The organism is Cupriavidus pauculus, assembly GCF_008801835.1.
In the GTDB taxonomy this organism is placed as follows: Bacteria; Pseudomonadota; Gammaproteobacteria; order Burkholderiales; family Burkholderiaceae; genus Cupriavidus; species Cupriavidus pauculus.
Window position 1 is genome coordinate 16,687 of record NZ_VZOW01000034.1, and the last position, 21,774, is coordinate 38,460.

The 21,774-nt window shown below is 64.4% G+C and carries 14 protein-coding genes; 1 reads left to right on the forward strand and 13 read right to left on the reverse strand.

The window, feature by feature from the left end; translation table 11 throughout:
* Nucleotides 1–110: 110 nt before the first annotated feature.
* Nucleotides 111–593 (forward strand): YMGG-like glycine zipper-containing protein, encoded by a 483-nt coding sequence (locus F7R19_RS24195; RefSeq protein WP_061953435.1) that lies wholly within the window; start codon nt 111–113, stop codon nt 591–593.
* A 186-nt stretch (nt 594–779) separates the two neighbouring features.
* On the opposite strand, the gene F7R19_RS24200 is transcribed toward F7R19_RS24195, so the two are convergent.
* The 13 genes from F7R19_RS24200 to F7R19_RS24260 form a co-directional block, all read right to left on the reverse strand.
* On the reverse strand, nt 780–1,895 hold the full coding sequence (locus tag F7R19_RS24200; RefSeq protein WP_150982266.1) for a YbdK family carboxylate-amine ligase: 1,116 nt from the start codon (nt 1,893–1,895) through the stop codon (nt 780–782).
* A complete protein-coding gene (locus F7R19_RS24205; protein ID WP_170292645.1) occupies nt 1,895–3,118 on the reverse strand; it encodes a cation:proton antiporter in 1,224 nt (407 codons plus the stop codon). The genes F7R19_RS24200 and F7R19_RS24205 overlap by 1 nt, the downstream gene beginning before the upstream one ends.
* A 152-nt stretch (nt 3,119–3,270) precedes the next feature.
* Nucleotides 3,271–5,217 (reverse strand): tetratricopeptide repeat protein, encoded by a 1,947-nt coding sequence (locus tag F7R19_RS24210; RefSeq protein WP_150982268.1) that lies wholly within the window; start codon nt 5,215–5,217, stop codon nt 3,271–3,273.
* A 224-nt stretch (nt 5,218–5,441) separates the two neighbouring features.
* A complete protein-coding gene (locus F7R19_RS24215) occupies nt 5,442–6,593 on the reverse strand; it encodes a branched-chain amino acid ABC transporter substrate-binding protein (RefSeq protein ID WP_061953429.1) in 1,152 nt (383 codons plus the stop codon).
* A gap of 162 nt (nt 6,594–6,755) precedes the next feature.
* Nucleotides 6,756–10,730: a trifunctional transcriptional regulator/proline dehydrogenase/L-glutamate gamma-semialdehyde dehydrogenase gene (gene putA, locus F7R19_RS24220; protein ID WP_150982269.1), complete on the reverse strand. Its 3,975-nt coding sequence runs from the start codon at nt 10,728–10,730 to the stop codon at nt 6,756–6,758.
* Between the two features lie 199 nt (nt 10,731–10,929).
* A complete protein-coding gene (locus F7R19_RS24225) occupies nt 10,930–13,260 on the reverse strand; it encodes a primosomal protein N' (RefSeq protein ID WP_150982270.1) in 2,331 nt (776 codons plus the stop codon).
* A 501-nt stretch (nt 13,261–13,761) separates the two neighbouring features.
* The gene (gene hemE, locus F7R19_RS24230) at nt 13,762–14,865 is read right to left on the reverse strand and encodes a uroporphyrinogen decarboxylase (protein WP_150982271.1); all 1,104 of its coding nucleotides are present in this window, start codon (nt 14,863–14,865) and stop codon (nt 13,762–13,764) included.
* Nucleotides 14,866–14,952: 87 nt separating this feature from the next.
* Entirely contained in the window at nt 14,953–15,909 is a 957-nt protein-coding gene (locus F7R19_RS24235; RefSeq protein ID WP_150982272.1) for an alpha/beta hydrolase, read from the reverse strand.
* Between the two features lie 805 nt (nt 15,910–16,714).
* A complete protein-coding gene (locus tag F7R19_RS24240; protein ID WP_061953423.1) occupies nt 16,715–17,131 on the reverse strand; it encodes a F0F1 ATP synthase subunit epsilon in 417 nt (138 codons plus the stop codon).
* Between the two features lie 135 nt (nt 17,132–17,266).
* Nucleotides 17,267–18,670 (reverse strand): F0F1 ATP synthase subunit beta, encoded by a 1,404-nt coding sequence (gene atpD, locus F7R19_RS24245; protein WP_061953421.1) that lies wholly within the window; start codon nt 18,668–18,670, stop codon nt 17,267–17,269.
* 33 nt (nt 18,671–18,703) lie between these two features.
* Nucleotides 18,704–19,579 carry a F0F1 ATP synthase subunit gamma gene (gene atpG, locus F7R19_RS24250; protein ID WP_061953419.1) on the reverse strand — a complete coding sequence of 292 codons (876 nt, stop codon included), beginning with the start codon at nt 19,577–19,579 and terminating at the stop codon, nt 18,704–18,706.
* Between the two features lie 71 nt (nt 19,580–19,650).
* Entirely contained in the window at nt 19,651–21,192 is a 1,542-nt protein-coding gene (gene atpA, locus F7R19_RS24255) for a F0F1 ATP synthase subunit alpha (RefSeq protein WP_150982273.1), read from the reverse strand.
* 39 nt (nt 21,193–21,231) lie between these two features.
* A complete protein-coding gene (locus F7R19_RS24260) occupies nt 21,232–21,774 on the reverse strand; it encodes a F0F1 ATP synthase subunit delta (RefSeq protein ID WP_061953416.1) in 543 nt (180 codons plus the stop codon).

Sequence of the window (21,774 nt, forward strand, 5' to 3'; positions counted from 1 at the left end):
AGCGGCATTTCTGTAAGACCGCCCACGAACTTATTCAATTGACTTCGTTTTCTCCGCTGCAATACTGTTCTGCGCAAAAACGCCGGCCCTCGCCCGGCAGGAGAACGAAGATGACAATCCGTAAGCACTGGTATCTGGCACTGACAAGCGCTGTCATGGCAGCCGCCACGGCGCACGCGCAAACCATGCCGGCAAAGCCAGTCGCCTATCCCGCAAAAGGCCAGTCGGCCCAGCAGCAGGCCAGCGACGACGGCGCCTGCTACAGCTGGTCGAAACAGCAGACGGGCATCGACCCGGCCATGCTTGCGCAGGCCCCGCCGCCGGCCCAGGCCCATGGCGGCCAACGGGTGCGTGGTGCAGCGGGGGGTGCCGCGATGGGGGCGGTCGCCGGTGCCATCGGCGGCGATGCGGGCAAGGGCGCGGCCATTGGCGCCGCGACAGGCACCGTGGCAGGCGGCATGGCGCATCGGCAGGAACGCCGGCAAGCGGCGGCCGTCAACACGCAGGCCGAGGCCGGCAAGGATCAGGCGATGGGAACCTATTGGCAGGCGTGGAAAGCCTGCATGTCGGGCAAGGGATATTCGGTGCAGTGACGCGCCCCGGGGCGGGCGACAGCGCGCTGCACGACTGCTGGCGCGCCCTTCTGCGCCGATGCACCGATGCCGCCTATTTCACTGAGACACCTATCTCACTGAGACGCCGATGTCATTGATGTCTGCCGATGCCACCGGGGCACCGATGTCACCGATGTCGCGGGTCCTGAGCGCGTCAGTGTCGTTTCAAGCTTCCCACTGTTCGCAGGTGCGTCGCACGGTATCGCGCAGGCTGTGCGCTTCCCCGTTGACCGTACGCACCCAGTGCGCATCATTGTCACGGCTGGCAGCCTGGGCGCGGATGTTGGCCAGCGCCTGGAGCGAGCCAAGCGCTTCGGCGTGCGGCTCCAACGCATCGCAGATCGACAGGATGTGGTCGGCAATCGGCATGCGCGTCAGCTCGTTCGGATGCACATATTCCCCTTCCAGACCGAAGCGGCATGCCTGAAAGCGGTTGAACGTGTACACCAGGTAGTCGTCTTCCTGCGGCATGAATGGACGCGACAGCAGCAGGTAGCGCGCCAACGCCTGAATATAGGCGGCGATGTCGCACGCGCGCTGGACCGTCAGCGGCGTGTCCATGACGCGGACTTCGATCGTGCCGAACTCGGGCTTGGGACGGATATCCCAGTAGAAGTCCTTCATGCTTTCGATCACGCCGGTGGCGTGCATCTTGTCGAAATAGGCCTTGAAGGCATCCCACGTCAGCACGTGCGGGGCGCGACCGCTCATCGGAAACGCCGCCACCGAGTTCAGCCGCGCAGACGCAAATCCGGTATCGACGCCCTGCACATACGGCGACGACGCCGCCAGCGCAATGAAATGCGGAACATAGCGGCCGATCGCGTGCAGCAGGAACAGCGACTCGTCCGAACTGGGGCAGCCGATGTGCACGTGCTGGCCAAATACCGTGAACTGCTTGGCGAGGTAGCCGTACAGTTCCGAGATGTACTGATAGCGAGGCGAGTCCGAAATGGTGCGATCCGACCAGACCTGGAACGGGTGCGTGCCGCCGCCGCAGATACCGAGATTGAGCCCACGCGACGCATTGAGCATCAGGTCCCGCATCACGGTCAGCTCTTCCAGCGCTTGCGCGTAATCGCGACAAATGCCGGTGCTGATCTCGATCATCGACGGACTGATTTCAGGCTTGATGTCGCCGGCGTGCTGCGCGCCCTTGAGTGCACGCAGCAGATCGGGCGCAAACGGCGCGAGATCGTAATCGTGCCGGTTGACGAGCTGCAGCTCCAGCTCCACGCCGAATGTCAGCGCTTCGGAATGCTTGAACGGTTCGAGCGACATCAGCGCCCTCCTCCATTTTCCCGCGCCTCACCCGCATAGCGCAGCGCCCACGCCGCGATGATCGGGCCCAGCAGTTGCTCGATCGCGAGCGCGCACAGGATGATCGACGCAAGCGGCGCGCCCGTGCCTGGATACAGGCGAGCCACGTCGCTCATCAAAAGATAAGCCAGCCCCGACATCGGCGCCAGCGCCAGACCGAGCGCCGCGCACTGGCGTAGGCTCAGTCCCGAAAACGATCCCAGCGATACCACGCCCACCAGCTTCGCCACATGGCGGAACACCACCAGCGCAACCGCCAGCGTACCGCCCACCACCCAGTCATGTGCGGTCAGCGGCAGCCCCAGCGACACCACCATCACGATGATCAGCAGGCTGCCCGCGCTGCCGAAATGCGTGGGCCACACGTGCGGCTGGCGATCCTGGTGTTTGAACACCACGCCGGCCAGCATCAGTGTGAGCGGCATCGACAGCTTTAACAGCCGCGTGAGCGCAAGCGTGAACAGCACGAGCCCAACCAACACCAGGAAGCTGTAGTGATCGTCGGCAGACATGCGCGCATACAGCGCGTGGCCGAACTTGCCCACCACCCATGCCAGCAGGCACGACCCCACCAGCAGGTAGAGCGGATGCAACAGCGCGGCGCCGAGATTGCCGTACTCGGAGTGCAGCCAGCCAGTGGCCACCTGCACGATCGCCGCGGCGTAGATGCTGTTCAGCGCCGCCATGGCCATCAACCGTTCGGTGACCTGCCCTTCGGCGCGCAATTCGTTCTTCAGTTGCAGCACGATGGTCGGCGAGGTGCTGACCGCGATGCCGCCCGCCAGGATCGCCACGCCGGGCGAGGCGCCGAGCCACTGTAGCGCCGTGGCTACCAGACCCCAGGTCAGCAGGCTCTCGGCGGCGCTGGTGAACAGCAGCCAGCGGTTTGCGCGCAGCCACGACAGCGACACGCGATGGCCCAGTTCGAACAGCGCCAACGCCAGCGCCATGTCGATCAGGATGCGCGTCTGCGCAATCATGTTTTCGTCGACGATGCTGCGGCCGAGCATGCCGGCGAATAGCCCGATCACCGCATAGCCGACGATGCGCGGGCAACCGAGCCAGCGACGACAGACCTCGCCGGCCAGGCCGGCGCCGACCAGCGCGAGGCCGACCCAGAATAGGCCGCCCGGGGCCAGCGGCAGCGTGGGGAAAAGTTGGCTCAGTCCGTTCATGCGCGACATGGTAACGGAAGCACACACCTTTAAGTGTCAGTGCTTGTCCGACACTTTCTTCAATGCGCTGCCAAATGCTGCCTTCTACAAACAAAAAGCGCCATCTGCTGCGATGACGCTTTTGTAAGACTTTCAGAATCAGATTTGTCTTGTGCGCTGGCTCACACGCCCCAGATCTTCCACCACGGCCGGGTGGCTTTCAGGCCAGCCTCGGCCTTGGCATAGAGCCCGCGGGTGGCGCCAGTGTTGGCGCCGCGCGCATGGTCGAACCAGGCCAGCGCCATCTCGCGCTGTCGCATACCAAGCGCCGCCAGAACGGCAAGCAGCCGCGTCTGTGCATCCCAATCGTCGTGCGTCGCGAAGGCCATCTGGAAATCGGTCAGCGCTTCGGGGTGGCGCTGCTGATCGACCAGCACTTTCGCCCGTTGCACACGCGCGGCGGCCTGCTTGCGCGCGTCCCCGTCGGCCAGCGCCACGGCCTGCTCGAACAGTGGCAGCGCGCGTTCGTGGTCGCCAAGGTCGTACCAGATCTGGCCGAAGCGGCTGCACAGCCAGCTGTCCTCCACCAGCAGCGAACGACGCTGCAAGGCTTCGAGTTCGGCAATGGCGTCGGCCTTGTCATGCTCGTCCATCGACGCCATGCCGGCCTGCAGCAGCGCGCCGTAGTGCGCCCGTGCATGGGCCATGGCGTGCGCGCCTTCGCTGCGCGCTTCCACGGGCAACGCGTCCAGACGCGCATCCATGTGCGCCAGCGCCGCACTGGCCGATTCCGTCGCTTCGCGGCCGCCGATGGCTGCCCACGCCGCCACCAGCCGGCTGAACGCCCAACTTACGTCGGCGGGATTGCGCTCGACCGGATAGCGGTTCAGCACCTGACCGGCCAGGTCCACGACCTGCTGATGCTGCCCGGCCGACGCGTACGCGTCGAGCAGGTCGATCCAGTGCTCGATGAAGTCGCTGGCCGCCATGCCCTTGCGATGCAGCGCGACCTTCTCTTCGAGATGCGCCGCATCGGCGGGCAGCGTGCGCGCCAGCAGGCGGCAAAGCAGCGAATAGAGATGCGGATCGGCATTGCCACCGTGGCCCTGCGCGTCGCCTTCGCCCGTGGCGAAATACGCTTCGAAGCACGCCAGGCCCTTGCGACACGCGGCTTCCAGCGTGGGCTTGAGCGCGGCCTGCGAGGCGGGCACTTCATCGAGAAAACTGCCCAGCCAGACCGCGGCATCGAAGTACAGGGCGCCGTCGTCGGCATCCGCCGTGAGTGCGAACCCGGCCCACGCCGGCTGCGCCGGCGCGTTGGCGCCGGCGTCGCGGTGCATCTGCTGACGCCACGACAGCGCGCGAACCTGGGCCAGCGGATCGGGCACCTGCCGCAGGTATGTGTCGATATCGTCGAGCGCGGCGGCGGGGTCGATGCCAAGCCGCAGAGGCGCGCGCAGCCGGCGCGCCTCTGGATGGTCGGGCAGCTCGGCGAGCACGCGTTCGGCCTGCTGCGCGGCCAGCGCATCGCCCTCGGCCGCGGTCATCTCGAGCACATGCGGGGAATCGAGCGCGATGCGTCCCAGGCAAACGCGCAGCAGCGGCTCGCCGAGCACGCCTGCCGCGTCGCTGCGCGCGACGTAGTCCTGCACCAGCGGCAGGATGTCGCCAGAGCCAAGGTCGGGCGATCGATAGAGGAGGTCGTGCCAGTAACGGCCGGCCAGCGCGAAATCATTGAGCCGGAAAGCCACGAAGCCCGCGTAGAAATGCGCTGCCCATTCACCAGTGGCGAGGCCGTTGCGGCGCGCGGCCTCATGGAGCCACGGCTGCGCCTCGGTATCGCGGCCAGCGCGCATCAGCAGCGTGCCGTACAGATGGGCCAGCGCGCCGCGCGAGGCCCAGCGGTGCATCGGCTCCAGCGGCAGCTCGGGCAGTTGCTGCATCGCTTCGTCCAGCGCCGCGAGAGCGGCGGCGATATCGCCACGGTCGGACTGCAGTTGTGCGCGCAGCGCGGCATAGTCGACCACTTCCGGATGCTCGGCCCAAAGTTGGTCGGCAATCTTCAACGCCTCGTCGTGGCGCCCGGCATTGGCTAGCGCGATCGCGTGTTCATAACGAACATCCTGCACGGTCCGCTCCTTGTTCAAGAATTCAGCAAAAGCGCGATTATGCGCCAACGGCGCGCCGTGATTTGCAGAGAACATCAACAAGTAATATCAATTTGATTACCGTTGACTTCGCAGCGAACCCATAAAAAACGCCACCGCGGAGCACTCCGCGATGGCGCCAGTTCTGCTGGCAACGCCGTACGCAGGAAAGACGTACGACGCGCCGAGGTTGGATCCGTAAGGACTTACTTGCCGCCCACGGTTTCCAGGACGGTCCACTTGCCGCCTTGCACCTTGTAGACGGTGATGCCGCCGTCCTTGAGGTCGCCGCGCGCATCGTAGGCCAGCGTCTTGGTGGTCACGCCCTGCATGTTGGTCGCGGCCAGCACCGGCAGATAGCGCGCCGGATCGGCCGAACCGGCCTTGATCATGGCCGTCATCATCGCCGTGGCGCCGTCATAGGCGTATGGCGAATAGGTCTGCACCTTCGAGCCGAAGCGCTTCTCGTACTTCTTCTCGTAGGCGGCGCCGCCCGGCATCTGGTCCAGCGGCAGGCCGGCCAGCGACACCACGGTGCCTTCTGCAGCCGGGCCCGCCAGCTTCAGGAAGTTGTCGGTCTTGGACATTTCGCCCGACACCAGCGGGGACTTCATGCCCAGTTCCTTGACCTGCTTGGCCATCGGCGCCGACTGCGTTTCCGCGCCGCCATAGAAGATGACGTCCGGATTGCTGCGCTTGATGTTGGTCAACACCGCCTTGAAGTCGACTGCCTTGTCGTTGGTGAATTCGCGACGCACGATCTTTCCGCCGGCGGCCTTTGCAGCCTTTTCGAACTCATCGGCCAGGCCCTGGCCGTAGGCGGTACGGTCGTCGACGATGGCGATATTCTTGGCGCCCAGCTTTTTCACCACGAAGGCGCCGATCACCGAACCCTGCTGGGTGTCGGAGGTCATCATGCGGAACGTGGTCTTGAAGCCCTGGCGCGTATATTCGGGCGCCGTAGCCATGGCGATCTGCGGAATGCCGGCGCGGTTGTAGACCATCGAGGCCGGGATGCTGGTGCCCGAGTTGAAGTGGCCGAGCATGCCCTGGATGCCCGCGTCCACCAGCTTCTGCGCCACCACCGAACCGGTCTTGGGATCGGCCTGGTCGTCTTCGGAGATCAGTACGAACTTGACATCCTTGCCACCGATTTTCGGCTTGGTGGCGTTCATGTCGTCGATGGCCAGGACGATGCCGTTTTGCATGTCCTTGCCGTATTGCGCCTGGCCGCCGGTCAGCGGGCCGGCATAGCCCAGCTTGATTTCCTGTGCCTGCGCAAACGCGGCGGAGGCGGCGGTCAGGCCGGCAACGGCCATGGCGACGGTCATGGCCGTCTTGCGGAATGTCGAGCTCATCAGTTCTCCTTGGGTCCCATAGGGTGCCATATAGTGCCGGTGTCGGCATATTTTCGGATCGGCGTTGGCAGCACCGCCCGTTCCTGAACTGCGCGGACAGGGTCGGGATCGCCGGTCCCTGCCGCGCACTTGCCTCTGACGCGCTTCGGAAAAGGCCGAGCCTCAGCCGATCGTCATCAAACTTGCATTGCCGCCCGCAGCCGCCGTATTGACGGACAGCGAACGCTCGATCAACAAACGCTCGAGCGCGATATTCGGTTCACCCTGCGCAAGGCCCTGGACGCCGACAATCGGGCCCGGGCGCGTCGCCACCAGTTCGCATACGGTGCGTAGCTGGTCGGAATCGCCGTGGTGCAGCACTGCATCAAAAACGATGTCCGATGCCTTCCAGTCAGAAACGACACGGACGCGCGATTGTACTGCCACCGGCAGGCGCGCCAACAGCGACTTCGCGATCGGTGTGTCTGGCCACAACGCTTGCGCGCCAACCGCCAGAACCGCCGCCAGTTGCAGCGCCAGATCGCCTTCCTGCTGGGCCAGGCACAGCACGTGGTCACGCGGCAGCAACGAATACGTATTGCGCTCGCCGGTGGGACCGGGCAGCGTTGCCGTCAGGCCCGACGGCGACGCCGCGGCCATGCGATCGCATGCCGCCGCCAGTTCGGGCTGCCCGGACTGTGCCCAGGCTTTCAGCGCCGCCAGTTCCGGCGATACCGGCGCATTGGCCGGGGCGCCGGAAACGTCTGAGGCGCGGACCGCGCGCGCCACGGCATCCTGCGGACAGACGGACAGCAGGCGATGCAGATAAAGCGGGCCGCCCGCCTTCGGACCGGTGCCGGACAAGCCCTCACCGCCAAATGGCTGCACGCCGACCACTGCGCCAACGATGTTGCGGTTGACATAGAGATTGCCCACCTGCGCGCGATCCACGATATGTGCAATGGTCTCGTCGATACGCGTGTGGATGCCGAGCGTAAGCCCGTAGCCGGTGCCGTTGATCTGGCCGATCATTGCGTCGAGTTCCGCGCGCGGGAAGCGCACCACATGCAGCACGGGACCGAACACTTCGCGTTGCAATTCGGCGATCGAATCGAGCTCGATCAGCGTCGGCGGCACGAAGGTGCCATGACGGCAGGCCGCCGCCTGCGCCGCGCCGGCCTCGCCCTGCGGCGCCGCCTGGTAGACGCGGCGGCCCTTGGCGCGCATCGCTTCGATATGGCGCACGATATTGCCGCGCGCTTCCTCGTCGATCACCGGGCCGACGTCGGTCGAAAGACGGTCGGGATTTCCGAGCGTCAGCTCGCCCATCGCGCCCTTGAGCATTTCGAGGATGCGGTCCGCCACGTCCTCCTGCAGGCACAGCACGCGCAGCGCCGAACAGCGCTGACCGGCCGAATCGAACGCCGATGACACCACATCGCCGACCACCTGCTCGGCCAGCGCCGAAGAATCGACGATCATCGCGTTCTGGCCGCCAGTCTCGGCGATCAGCGGGATCGGACGGCCCGCGGCGTCGAGCCGGCCCGCGACATTACGCTGCAGCAGGCGCGCCACTTCGGTGGATCCGGTAAACATCACGCCCTTGACGCGCGCGTCGCCCACCAGCGCCGCGCCAACGGTCTCGCCACGGCCGGGCAAGAGCTGCACTGCGGCCGCCGGCACGCCCGCCTCGCGCAGCACCCGCACCGCGGCGGCGGCAATCAGCGGCGTCTGCTCGGCCGGCTTGGCCAGCACCGGATTGCCGGCAGCCAGCGCGGCGGCAACCTGGCCGGTAAAGATAGCCAGCGGAAAATTCCACGGGCTGATGCAGACCACCGGGCCCAGCGGACGGTGCGTGTCGTTCGAGAACGTTTCGCGCACCTGCACCGCGTAGTAGCGCAGGAAGTCCACGGCTTCGCGCACTTCGGCGATGGCGTTCGAGAAGGTCTTGCCGGCCTCGCGCATGATGGTGCCCATCAGCGACTGCATCTGCGCTTCCATCAGGTCGGCCGCGCGCTCCAGCGCGGCGGCGCGCACTTCGGGCGGCGTGGCCTGCCAGATCGGCGCAACGTTGACGGCGGCGTTCAGCGCGGCCTCGATCTCGGCCGGCGTGGCCTCGCTGACCTGTCCCACCACATCGCGATGGTCGGCCGGGTTCAATACCGGTGCGAACGTGGCATCGGCGCGCGCGACTTCCACGCCCAGTTGCGGCTCGGCACGCAGCGTCTCGCTGGTGCCCGCCAGCAGTGCCGACGACAGCGACGCGAGCCGATGTTCGTTCGACAGGTCGATGCCGGCGGAATTGGCGCGCGACTTGCCGTACAGCGTGCGCGGCTGCGGAATGCGCGGGTGCGGCATGCCGAGCACGCCTTCGGTCTTGTGCATTTGCTCGACCACGGCGACGGGGTCGGCCACCAGTTCGTCCAGCGGAATCGTCTCGTCGGCGATGCGGTTCACAAATGACGTGTTCGCGCCGTTTTCCAGCAATCGGCGCACCAGGTATGCCAGCAGCGTTTCATGTGTGCCGACCGGTGCGTAGATGCGGCACGGCCGATTGAACTTGCCTTGCGCCACCGGCCCGACGACTTGGTCGTACAGCGGCTCACCCATGCCGTGCAGGCATTGGAATTCGTACTGGCCTGGGTAATAGTTCTGGCCGGCGATCTGATAGATGGCCGACAGCGTGTGCGCGTTGTGCGTGGCGAACTGCGGATAGATCGCGTCGGGCACGGACAACAGCTTGCGCGCACAGGCCACGTACGACACATCGGTGAACACCTTGCGCGTGTACACCGGATAGCCTTCCAGCCCGTCCACCTGGGCGCGCTTGATTTCGCTGTCCCAGTAGGCGCCCTTGACCAGGCGGATCATGAGGCGGTGACGGCTGCGGCGCGCCAGGTCGATCAGGTAGTCGATCACGAACGGGCAGCGCTTCTGGTATCCCTGCACCACGAAGCCGATGCCGTTCCAGCCGGCCAGTTCGGGCTCGAAACACAGGCGCTCGAGCAGATCGAGCGAAATCTCCAGGCGGTCGGCTTCCTCGGCGTCGATATTGATGCCGATGTCGTACTGGCGCGCCAGCAGCGTGAGCGACTTCAGGCGCCCGTAGAGTTCGGAAATCACACGCTCATGCTGCGCGCGGCTGTAGCGCGGATGAAGCGCCGACAGCTTGATCGAAATGCCGGGGCCTTCATAGATGCCGCGCCCGCGCGACGCCTGGCCGATGGCGTGAATGGCCTGTTCGTACGACGCAAGGTAGCGCTGCGCGTCCGCTTCGGTCATCGCGGCTTCGCCGAGCATGTCGTACGAATAGCGGAAACCTTCGGCCTCGTACTTGCGGGCGTTGGCCAGCGCTTCGGAAATCGTTTCGCCGGTCACGAACTGCTCGCCCATCAGGCGCATGGCCATGTCGACGCCCTTGCGGATCAGCGGCTCGCCGCCCTTGCCGATGATGCGCGTGAGCGCCTTCGACAGCCCCGATTCAGTGTGTGTGGCCACCAGCTTGCCGGTCAGCAACAGTCCCCAGGTGGCGGCGTTGACGAACAGCGACGGGCTCTGGCCCAGATGCGACTGCCAGTTGGCACCGCTGATCTTGTCGCGGATCAGCGCGTCGCGCGTGGCCTTGTCGGGAATGCGCAGCAGCGCCTCGGCCAGGCACATCAGCGCCACGCCTTCCTGCGACGACAGCGAGAACTCCTGGATCAACCCCTGCACCAGCCCTTCGCGGCCCGTTCCCACCTTTTGCTCGCGCAGCTTCTGCGCCAGCGCCTTGGCCATCTTGATGGCGGCATCGGCCTGCGCCTGCGGCAGGCGCGCCTGTTCGAGCAGCACCGGCACGCACTCGGTTTCCGGACGGCGATAGGCGGACGTGATGGCCGCGCGCAGCACCGATTGCGGCTGGATACTCTGCGCAAATTCCAGGAACGGCTGCGGCGCGCCATCGCTCTGCGCGTGATCGCCCGCATCGGCCCCGTCTACCTCGTTGAGCGCCGCGGCGCCGGCTTCATGAGGGAGATGACCGCGTTCCACCTGTTCCAGATACGTAAAGATGGCTTGCTTGATCAGCCAGTGCGGCGTGCGATCGATCGATTGGGCGGCGCGCTTGAGCCGTTCGCGCGAAGCGTCGTCGAGCTTGACGCCGAGGGTGGTGGTGGCCATGCGGGGATTCTCCAGCGGATCTTGGGATCGGGTTGGCATTGGCTTAAACGATGCGCGCGTGCGCGCACCGTCCAGCGTGCCGGACTGGCGCGATCTTACTATCGGAGTTTTACTAGGTGCAACCTAGTGCAACCACTTAGTTTTTCCGGAGTTTTCGGGTTGCACTAAAGCAACGCTTTGCGCATTTTGCTGCGCAATTTCAAATCCGCAGTGGATCGATTTCCAGCTGCCAGCGCACGCCTTTCGCGTGCCGGCCCGCCGCATCGAAAGTTTGGACCCACTCACTAACAAACCGTTGCAGCACGGGGCGCGAGCCGGCTTCCACCAACATTTGCGCGCGCTCCTTGTTGAATAGTCGGACCATCGACATCGGCACCGGATCATGCAGTTGCACCTCCGGCGCCATCGCGCAGGCGTCGGCCTGGTCGCGGACCGCCTGCAGAAACGCCAGCGCCCGTTCCAGTTGCGCATGTTCGGCGGTCACCAGTACCTGGTAGGCGAACGGGGGCAACCCGGCCTGACGGCGTTCGCGCAACTGGCTTGCCGCAAAACCATCATAGTCATGGCGCGCCAGTGCCTGCAACGCGGGCGCATCCGGATAACGGGTCTGGATCAGTACCTCACCGCCCAGACCGGCCCGGCCGGCGCGGCCGGACACCTGCATCAGCGACGCGAACAAATGCTCGGCGGCGCGGAAGTCATGGCTGAACATGGCTGCATCCGGATGAACGATGCCAACCAGCGTGACGCGCTGGAAGTCGTGTCCCTTGGCCACCATTTGCGTGCCGACGAGAATGTCGACCTCACCGGCGTGCACTTCGTCGAACATCGCCTGGGCGCTGCCCTTGCGCCGAGTCGAGTCGGCGTCGATACGCGCGATGCGAGCCTGTGGAAAACGTGTGGATAACGCTTCCTCGATGCGCTGCGTGCCGCGCCCCAAGGGCGCGATATCGACGTTGCCGCAGTCGGGACAATGATGCGGGACCGGCGACTCCAGCCCGCAGTGATGGCAGCGCAGGCGCCGCTCCGGCCGGTGCAGCACCATATAGGCCGAACAGCGCGGGCATCCCGACAGCCATCCGCAGCTGTCGCACGCCAGCACCGGGGCGTATCCGCGCCGATTCAGGAACAACAGGCTTTGCTCACCGCGTTCGAGCCGCTGCGCCAGGGCGTCTAGCAGCGGTTGGGACAGCCCTTCATAGAGCGCGCGTTGACGTTGGCGCTCGTGATTGAGATCGATCAGCCGCACGGTGGGCAGCGTTGCATCGGCCTGAGCGCGTTCGCGCAATACGAGCTTGCGGTACGCGCCCTGCTCGGCCCGATGCCACGTCTCCATCGACGGCGTGGCCGAGCCCAGCACAATCGGCACCTTCAACTGGTTGGCGCGCCATACGGCGAGATCGCGCGCGGAGTAACGCAACCCTTCCTGCTGTTTGTAGGACGTATCGTGCTCTTCGTCGACCACGATCAGCCTGAGATTAGGCATCGACGCCATGATCGCCATGCGCGTGCCCAGCACGATGCGCGCTTCACCACGATGCGCAGCGAGCCACTGCAGGCTGCGCTCCTGGTCGGCCAGGCCGCTGTGCAGCACGGCCAGCGGCAGGTGCGGAAAGCGTTCCGCGATACGCGCCTGCAACTGCGGCGTCAGGTTGATTTCGGGGACCAGCATCAGCACTTGCGCCGACGGCTCCGCCGCGAGGCGCTCGGCGATCGCGTGGAGATACACCTCGGTCTTGCCGCTGCCGGTCACGCCATACAGCAGGAACGCCGCGTAACCGGGCGCGGCGGCGATGGCCGCCACGGCCTGCCGCTGTTCGTCATGGAGCGGCGGCGCCACCGACGGCGGGCGGCTCGTGTCGACGTCGAGCAACGGGCGATCCGCGTGCGCGCATTCGACCCAGCCAGCCGATTCCCACTCGGCCAGCCGCGCCGGGGCCGCGGTGCAGATCTCGCGCGCGTCCGACAGGCGTACCCAGTCCTGCGACGCCGCCAATGCGTCGGCCAACGCCCGCACGGTGCGCGCGCGGCTGGGCGCGGCCTCGAGCAAGGCTTCCGCACTGTCGGGACGCAAGCGGTATTGCGTGGTCTGCGCGCGCTGGCCCAGGCGGTCCCAGGTGTCAGCCTCGCGCAGCGACGGCGGAAGCGCGGGCAGCATCACTTCGCCAAGGCGGCGGTGGTAATAACGCGCGGCGAAGCGTGCCAGGGCGATCCAGTCAGCGTTCAGCGGCGGCAGCCAGCCCGCGCGCCGGGCCACGGGGCGAAGCCGGTCTTCCGGGACATCCGAAGTGGCTACACGCGCGACCACGACGCCCACCACGGCTCGTTTGCCGAAGGGCACCACGACGAGATCGCCCGGGACTTCGTCGCCCGTAGAGAGATAGTCGAAACAATCGTCCGCCGGGGTGTCCAGCGCCACGCGGACGATGTGTCCGCCACCCGATGGCGCTTGCGGCTGTTCGTCGCGCCGTTCCGTATACGCCACACTTGCGGCCGGCTGATCGTGTGCCGAAAAGCTGTCCGGAGTCATGCCTTCACTCCAGCTTGGTGCAGCGACGGAGCGCCATCGTTGTGCATGCGCAGCAAGGCACATCGGGGCGGCGAGGTCTGTGTGCGGCGCAACATCAACTTAAAGTAAAACTTCAAATGTGACCCTAAGTCGATGATCCATGGATGCTTTTCCACCTGATCGGTCCGGCCTGTGGATAACTTTGTTGAAAAGTCGCACCAACTTCCCGCCAAGGCGCACGAAATAAGGCTTTCATCGACCTTGCAACATCGCTTGAAGAAGATTCAAAGCCTTACAAATCAAGGATTTGCACAGATCCCCCAAGTGAGTTAAGGGGTAACCCGCTCGTGCAGTGCCGCAAACCTATCGGTGTGCATAAGTCAAGCCTTGACAGCAAACGCCCGGCACCTTTTTGGCGAAAAATCGATAAATAGTTTACTTGACAGATCCCTGGCAGCGCCTCTCCCGGCACTATGGGGCAATCGGCCCGCTCGACGCTGCGCCGCAGGGAAAACAGTCGCTTCAGACGGTCGCAACAGTTGACACCTGACGCAGCTTGCGGCTATGGCGATGCACTTCGTCGACCAGCACCGCAACATTTTCGGGCGGTGTGAATTGGGAGATGCCGTGTCCAAGGTTAAAAATATGACCGTCACTGCCCCCGCCCGCGGCGTAACTGTCGAGCACGTTGCGCACCTGTTCGCGGATGGCCGCTTCGGGCGCAAACAGCACGGTCGGATCGATATTGCCCTGGAGCGCCACGCGGCCGCCGGTACGGCGTCGCGCCTGCGTGAGGTTCACGGTCCAGTCCAGTCCGATCGCGTCGGGCTCGATCTCGGCAATCTGTTCCAGCCAGATGCCGCCGCCCTTTGTAAACACGATGACCGGAATCTGCTCGCCATCATGCGAGCGCTTGAGCCCTTGCAGCACCCGGCGCATGTAATGCAACGAAAACGCCTGGTACATGCCATCGGCCAGGGCGCCGCCCCATGTGTCGAACACCATGACGGCCTGCGCGCCGGCGTCGATCTGGGCGTTAAGGTATGCCGTGACGGCCTGGGCGTTGATATCGAGGATGCGGTGCATCAGGTCCGGCCGGCCATACATCATGGCCTTCACGGTGCGGAAATCGTCCGATCCGCCGCCTTCGACCATGTAGCAGGCAAGCGTCCAGGGGCTGCCCGAAAAGCCGATCAGCGGCACGCGCTGCTTGCCGCCTTGAACCAAAGCGCGACGGATTTCGCTGACCGCGTCGAACACGTACTGCAGCGACGACATGTCAGGCACCGCAAGCTTGGCCACGTCCGCCTCGGTGCGCAGCGGATGCGCGAAGCGCGGACCCTCGCCCTGCGCGAACGACAGGCCCAAGCCCATTGCGTCGGGCACGGTGAGGATATCGGAGAACAGGATGGCCGCATCGAGCGGGTATCGATCCAGCGGTTGCAGCGTGACCTCGGTGGCATAGGCCGGGTTCTTGGCCAAGCCCAGGAAACTGCCGGCGCGGGCGCGCGTGGCGTTGTATTCCGGCAGATAACGGCCTGCCTGGCGCATCAGCCACAGCGGCGTGTATTCGGTAGGTTGCCGGCGCAATGCGCGCAGGAAAGTGTCGTTCTGCAATGCGGTCATGGTCATCCTCGTAAGACCGCCATTCTACGGGAACGACGCCTGCTTCCGGCTAGGCCGGCGTGATAAGCGTCATCCTTGCGGCAGCTTTCAAACGTCGTCGAAGCTGTCGACGAAGGCATGCGCTGCGCGGCGCATCCATTCGCGCGCGCGTGGCGCGTCAGGCTGCAGCCGCGCGAATCCATGCGTCATGCCGCTGGCTTCGATGGTGATGACTGGCGCATCGTGACGCACCAGGAAATCGGCGTAGGCCAGCCCGTCGTCGCGCAAGACATCGTTGGCCGCCACCATCACGACGCTGGCCGGCGGCCGCCACCGGGGCGGCGTGGCCATCAGATGCACGCGCGGATCCGCGTGCTCTGCGCCACGGGCAAGTGCCTCGGCGCCGATGTACTGGGTCCAGAACCACGACATTTCGTCCCGGGTCAGGCCTGGCCCATCGGCAAATGCGCGATAACTTTCCGTGGTGAGCACGGGCGCGGCTACCGGATAGATCAGCAGTTGCGCACGCACGACGTGCTGGCTGGCGGCATCGTTGATGGCTCGTGCCGCTGTCGCCGCCAGATGCGCCCCGGCACTGTCGCCGGCAACTGCCAAAAAGTCCGGGGCAAATCCAAGTCGCGCGCGGGCGTCGGCAAACCATTGCACGGCCGCCAATGCATCGTCGGCCGGGGCCGGAAACGCATGTTCCGGCGCGAGGCGGTAGTCGACGCTGGCGACGGCGCATCCGGTATCGGCGGCCAGCAGCGCGGCGACCGTGTGGTGGGTTCGCGGCGATCCGACCACCCATCCGCCACCGTGGAAATAGACGATCAGGCGCGGCGCGTCGATATTCGACGGGCGAAATAAGCGCGCGGACAACTGTCCGGCGCCGCCATCGATCAGCAGATCGCTGACTGCAATATTGTCAGGATCGGGCCACTGCGACTGTGCCGCTACATCCTCGAAACGTGCACGGCGCGCGGGGGCGTCAACCGCCGCGGGCGCGCCGGCGTAGCGCTCGGCCATGCGAAGGTAATAAGCTTGGAGTTGGGGATCGATGGCCATGGCAGCGCGTCATGTGGAAAGAACGGCCGCCAGTGTAATGGCACCGGAGGCAGGTGTTGGTGCGAAAAAGCGCCACGGCAACCGTTTCGAATCGTAACGCTGAATGCGCTAGCGAACACAATTGCCGACGCCGGTTTTATCGCACCCCTCGAAAGAAGGGATTACCAAAGAGCTCGCCAGAAAAAACGTAATGCATTCAGTACGCTAGCAACAAATTGTCTTAACATTCACCGGCGTAGAGAAATGGGAAAGCGATAGTGAAATCGGTTTCATAATCGGATAAAAGTGTTCAAAACGCCGTCTTCTGACGCGCCGCACTTTCATCTACTTGCAAACCGATACATTTTGTTACTGCCATCGCCATAAGTTTCCCCCACAATGCATTGACACACCAGCCCTTGGTGTGGGGCATCCCTGCCGCTAAAGCATTGAATAATAAGGGGATGTGGAAGAAAGCCTGAGCAGTACCTCGATTTTTCCGGATCAGCGGAGTGCAATCCACTGATCCGGAATACCAGGAAGACCGATAGCGCGAGGCTTGAGACTCCGAGAACTGGAATCTCGCCGAGATTGCGGAAAGAAAGTTCCGTTGCGCTTGTAAGTGATTCCTGGACCGAACCCGTTCCTTCGAATTGACCCCTCGAAGGGATTTTCCCGTCCGCGCGGAGCCTCCCCGGCCCGCGCGCTTTTTTTTGTGGTCCAGGCTGGGAAATATAGCGCCCGTCCGAAAAAAAAGGCAGCCGACTGGCTGCCTTTTTTACTGCTGCGCTCAAAATACAACAGCGCAGTCCCTGCAGTGTCATGCTTACTTCTTACGACGCAGGCGGGCGATAGCAGCCAGTTGCGCGGCCGCTACTGCCAGCTCGCTCTGGGCGCGAGCCAGGTCCAGGTCGCCGCTCTGATTCTGCATCAGTTCCTCTGCGGCGCGCTTGGCTTCCTGAGCCTTGGCTTCGTCCAGGTCCGAACCGCGGATGGCGGTGTCGGCCAACACGGTGACGTGCTGAGGCTGGATTTCGAGAATGCCGCCGGCCACGAACACAAATTCTTCGCTGCCGTCTTCCTTCTCGATGCGCACTGCACCCGGCTGGATACGGGTGATCAGCGGCGTGTGGCCGGGCAGAATACCCAGCTCACCCGTCTCGCCCGGCAGCGCCACGAACTTCGCCTGACCGGAGAAGATCGAAGCTTCCGCGCTGACGACGTCTACAAGAATGGTTGCCATATAAGATCCTTTCTCCAGAAAGCGTTTGCTTCCCGATATCAGGAAGCACGTACTCCGCCTTCAGCGCTGGCGCGGCTGCCGCGGACGTGGAACTGTCCGCGCGCCGCTGCCGTGGGCCAAGGCGGCGAACGCCGCTTACTGAAGCTTCTTGGCCTTCTCGAAGGCTTCGTCGATCGAACCCACCATGTAGAACGCCTGTTCCGGCAGGTGATCGCATTCGCCGTCCACCAGCATCTTGAAACCACGGATGGTTTCCTTCAGCGGCACGTACTTGCCTGGCGAACCCGTGAACACTTCGGCCACGTGGAACGGCTGCGACAGGAAACGCTGGATCTTACGAGCGCGCGACACGGCCAGCTTGTCTTCCGGCGACAGTTCGTCCATGCCCAGAATCGCGATGATGTCGCGCAGTTCCTTGTAGCGCTGCAGGGTCTGCTGGACGCGGCGGGCCACTTCGTAGTGTTCCGTGCCAACGACTTGCGGATCCAGCTGGCGCGAGGTCGAGTCGAGCGGATCGACGGCGGGGTAGATACCCAGCGCGGCGATGTCACGCGACAGCACGACGGTCGAGTCCAAGTGCAGGAAGGTGGTGGCCGGCGACGGGTCGGTCAAGTCATCGGCAGGCACGTACACGGCCTGGATCGACGTGATCGAGCCGGTCTTGGTCGACGTGATGCGCTCCTGCAGCTTGCCCATTTCTTCAGCCAGCGTCGGCTGATAGCCCACGGCCGAAGGCATACGGCCCAGCAGTGCCGACACTTCGGTACCGGCCAGCGTGTAGCGGTAGATGTTGTCGACGAAGAACAGGATGTCGCGGCCTTCGTCACGGAAACGCTCGGCCATGGTCAGGCCGGTCAGCGCCACGCGCAGACGGTTGCCCGGCGGCTCGTTCATCTGGCCGAACACCATGGCCACCTTGTCGAGCACGTTCGAGTCCTTCATTTCGTGGTAGAAGTCGTTGCCCTCACGGGTACGCTCGCCCACGCCTGCAAACACCGACAAACCGCTGTGCTGCTTGGCGATGTTGTTGATGAGTTCCATCATGTTCACGGTCTTGCCGACGCCGGCGCCACCGAACAGACCCACCTTGCCGCCCTTGGCGAACGGGCAGACCAGGTCGATCACCTTGATGCCCGTTTCCAGCAGGTCAACCGACGGCGACAGTTCGTCGAACTTCGGGGCCTTCTGGTGAATCGCGCGCTTTTCGTCCGCGGCGATCGGACCGGCTTCGTCGATCGGGCGACCCAGCACGTCCATGATGCGGCCCAGCGTGCCGTGGCCAACCGGCACCGAGATGGGGGCGCCGGTGCTCTTCACTGCCATGCCGCGGCGCAGGCCATCCGACGAACCCAGCGCAATGGTACGCACCACGCCGTCGCCGAGCTGTTGCTGCACTTCGAAGGTCAGACCCTTCTCGGCAAACGACTTGTCGTTGCCCTCTTCGAGCACGAGCGCGTCGTACACCTTCGGCATTGCGTCGCGCGGGAACTCGATGTCCACCACGGCGCCAATGCACTGCACAATATTTCCGATACTCATTTCGTATCTCCGATAGCTTGAATTCTTGACGCCTTAGACCGCAGCTGCGCCGCTGACGATTTCCGACAGTTCCTTCGTGATCGCTGCCTGGCGGGTCTTGTTGTAGACCAGCTGCAGTTCGCCAATCACGTTCTTGGCATTGTCGGAAGCCGCCTTCATGGCCACCATGCGCGCGGATTGTTCCGACGCCATGTTTTCGGCCACGGCCTGGTACACCAGCGCTTCGACGTAGCGGACCAGCAGCTCTTCCACAACCGTCTGGGCGTCGGGCTCGTAGATGTAATCCCACGAGTAGGCGCGCTTTTCATCTTCGGTCTGGGTCAGCTTGTCGGCCGCCAGCGGCAGCAGTTGCTCGACCATCGGCTCCTGCTTCATCGTGTTGATGAACTTGGTATATGCCAAGTACACCGCGTCGATTTCGCCGTTGGTAAAGGCGTCCAGCTGGACCTTGATCGCGCCGATCAGCTTTTCCAGATGCGGGGTATCACCGAGGTGCACCACGTTCGAGACCACCTTGGCGCCGATGCGGCCCAGGAACTGCATGCCCTTGGTGCCGATGGCGGTGGCTTGCACTTCCACGCCGCGGCCCTGCAGGGTCTTCAGTTCGTTGGTCACCGCACGCAGCACGTTCGTGTTCAGGCCGCCGCACAGACCCTTGTCGGTCGTCACCACGATCATGCCGGCGCGCTTGATGTCGCGGCCCACCATGAACGGATGCTTGAACTCGGGGTTGGCAGTGGCCAGATGCGCTGCGATATTGCGCACTTTTTCGGCGTACGGGCGGGCGTTGCGCATCCGTTCCTGCGCCTTGCGCATCTTGGATGCGGCGACCATCTCCATCGCCTTGGTGATCTTGCGCGTGTTCTGCACGCTCTTGATCTTGGTTCGAATCTCTTTCGTTCCGGCCATATCTTTCCTCTCCATTCGTGCCGCGCCGCCCACCTTGCGGCGATGACGGCGCGGTCCGTGGAATCACGCGGTTAGAACGCGGCGGACTTCCTGAAATCCTCGATCGCGGCACGCAGGGCGGCTTCGTCGTCCTTCGACAGATCCTTGGTCTCTTCGATGCGGTTGACGAGGTCGGCGAACTTGGTCTTCAGGTGGTCGTGCAGGCCCTTTTCGAACGGCAGGATGTCCTTCACGTCGACGTTGTCGAGGAAGCCATTGTTCGCGGCATACAGCGACGCGGCCAGTTGCCACACCTGCAGCGGCTGGTACTGCGGCTGCTTGAGCAGTTCCGTCACGCGGCGGCCGCGTTCCAGCTGCTTGCGGGTGGCATCGTCCAGGTCCGAAGCGAACTGCGCGAACGCAGCCAGTTCACGGTACTGGGCCAGATCGGTACGGATACCGCCCGACAGCTTCTTGATGACCTTGGTCTGGGCAGCACCGCCCACGCGCGACACCGAGATACCCGCGTTGATGGCGGGACGGATGCCGGCGTTGAACAGATCGGTTTCCAGGAAGATCTGGCCGTCGGTAATCGAGATCACGTTGGTCGGCACGAACGCGGACACGTCGCCGGCCTGCGTTTCGATCACCGGCAGCGCGGTCAGCGAACCGGTCTTGCCGTTCACGGCGCCGTTGGTGAACTTGGCCACGTAGTCTTCGTTCACACGAGCGGCACGCTCCAGCAGACGCGAGTGCAGATAGAACACGTCGCCCGGGTAGGCTTCGCGGCCCGGCGGGCGGCGCAGCAGCAGCGAGACCTGGCGATATGCCCAGGCCTGCTTGGTCAGATCGTCATAAACGATCAGCGCGTCTTCGCCGCGGTCGCGGAAGTATTCGCCCATCGTGCAGCCGGCGTAGGCGGCCAGGTACTGCATGGCTGCCGAGTCCGAAGCCGTTGCGGCCACGACGATCGTGTATTCCATGGCGCCGTGCTCTTCGAGCTTGCGCACCACGTTGGAGATCGTCGAAGCCTTCTGGCCGATCGCCACGTACACGCAGAAGACGCCCTTGCCCTTCTGGTTGATGATCGCGTCGACGGCCACGGCGGTCTTGCCGGTCTGGCGGTCGCCGATGATCAGCTCGCGCTGGCCACGGCCGATCGGCACCATCGCGTCGATCGACTTCAGGCCGGTCTGCACCGGCTGGCTCACCGACTGACGTGCGATCACGCCCGGCGCGACCTTCTCGATCACGTCCGTTTCCTTGGCGTTGATCGGGCCCTTGCCGTCGATCGGCTGGCCCAGCGTGTTCACCACGCGGCCCAGCAGTTCCTTGCCAACCGGCACTTCCAGAATGCGGCCGGTGCACTTGACCGTATCGCCTTCCGAAATGTGTTCGTATTCACCCAGCACCACCGCACCCACCGAGTCACGCTCGAGGTTCAGGGCCAGGCCAAACGTGTTGCCGGGGAATTCCAGCATCTCGCCCTGCATCACGCCAGACAGGCCGTGCACGCGGCAGATACCATCGGTCACGGAAATCACCGTGCCGGTGTTGCGCACTTCAGCGTCGGCGCCAAGACCCGAGATGCGGGACTTGATCAGCTCGCTGATTTCTGAGGGGTTCAGTTGCATCACAATGCTCCTAATTCTTCAATCCGTCGGCCGTTGCGGTCAGGCGGTCAGCGTGGCTTGCATGGCAGCCAGGCGCGCGCGCACGGAGGTGTCGAGCACTTCGTCGCCGACCTTGACGCTTACGCCGCCGATCAGCGACGGGTCCACCGCCACCTTTGCGTGCAGCTTGCGACCGAACTTCCGTTCGAGTGCGGCGACCAGTTCGTTCGTCTGCGAATCGTCCAGCGGGAATGCGCTGGTGATTTCGACGTCGGACGACCCCTCGCGGGCGTTCTTGAGCGCATGGAACTGTTCGGCGATTTCCGGCAACACTGTCAGGCGGTTGTTTTCCACCAGCAGTGTCACGAAGCGTCGGGCTTCGTCGTTCACCGGACTCTTCAGCACCGAAAGGAACACTTCCTGGAGCTTCTCGCCCGGAACGTTCGGATCGGTGGCGAGCGCCTGCATGTCGGGGTTGGCGGCTACCTGCCCCATCTCCGACACCAGCTCGGACCATGCACCCAGGTTGCCTGCACCGGCTTCGCTCGCGACGCGGAACAGCGCCTCGGCGTAGGGACGGGCAATGGTTGCGGTTTCAGCCAT